At 50.7% G+C, this 765-nt stretch carries 8 tRNA genes; all 8 read right to left on the bottom strand.

Features of this window, described 5'->3' with window-relative positions:
* Position 1: 1 nt before the first annotated feature.
* Positions 2-75 (bottom strand) — tRNA-Pro (locus ADI58_RS01170).
* A 15-nt stretch (positions 76-90) separates the two neighbouring features.
* Positions 91-164: transfer RNA gene (locus ADI58_RS01165), tRNA-Arg, on the bottom strand.
* 11 nt (positions 165-175) lie between these two features.
* Positions 176-261, bottom strand: a tRNA-Leu gene (locus ADI58_RS01160).
* Positions 262-268: 7 nt separating this feature from the next.
* A tRNA-Gly gene (locus tag ADI58_RS01155) sits at positions 269-340 on the bottom strand.
* Between the two features lie 22 nt (positions 341-362).
* A tRNA-Thr gene (locus ADI58_RS01150) sits at positions 363-435 on the bottom strand.
* A gap of 18 nt (positions 436-453) precedes the next feature.
* A tRNA-Leu gene (locus ADI58_RS01145) sits at positions 454-535 on the bottom strand.
* Between the two features lie 5 nt (positions 536-540).
* A tRNA-Lys gene (locus ADI58_RS01140) sits at positions 541-613 on the bottom strand.
* Between the two features lie 24 nt (positions 614-637).
* Positions 638-710 (bottom strand) — tRNA-Asp (locus ADI58_RS01135).
* Positions 711-765: the final 55 nt, after the last annotated feature.

Below are 765 nucleotides of genomic sequence, written 5' to 3'. Positions count from 1 at the left end.
ATCGGGAAGACAGGATTCGAACCTGCGACACCTTGGTCCCAAACCAAGTACTCTACCAAGCTGAGCTACTTCCCGAGTTAAATAGAAAAATGCACCCTAGAGGAGTCGAACCTCTAACCGCCTGATTCGTAGTCAGGTACTCTATCCAGTTGAGCTAAGGGTGCTCATTATATTATGCCGAGGACCGGAATCGAACCGGTACGATCGTTACCAATCGCAGGATTTTAAGTCCTGTGCGTCTGCCAGTTCCGCCACCCCGGCCTCTCTAAGCGAACGACGGGATTCGAACCCGCGACCCCCACCTTGGCAAGGTGGTGTTCTACCACTGAACTACGTTCGCACTGTTTTCTTCTATCTAAAAATGCCGGCTACATGACTTGAACACGCGACCCTCTGATTACAAATCAGATGCTCTACCAACTGAGCTAAGCCGGCTCATTTATTATATCTTAATGCGGGTTAAGGGACTTGAACCCCCACGCCGTTAAGCGCCAGATCCTAAATCTGGTGCGTCTGCCAATTCCGCCAAACCCGCATATATGACCCGTACTGGGCTCGAACCAGTGACCCATTGATTAAAAGTCAATTGCTCTACCAACTGAGCTAACGAGTCTAAAATAACTTTCGTTATTCCAAACGGTCCCGACGGGAATCGAACCCGCGATCTTCGCCGTGACAGGGCGACGTGATAACCGCTACACTACGGGACCTATGGGAGTTAACGGGATCGAACCGCTGACCCTCTGCTTGTAAGGCAGATGCTCT

Origin of the sequence: Streptococcus mitis (assembly GCF_001074635.1) — a bacterium.
Classification (GTDB): domain Bacteria; phylum Bacillota; class Bacilli; order Lactobacillales; family Streptococcaceae; genus Streptococcus; species Streptococcus mitis_E.
This window is presented reverse-complemented; position numbering and strand designations above follow the sequence as displayed.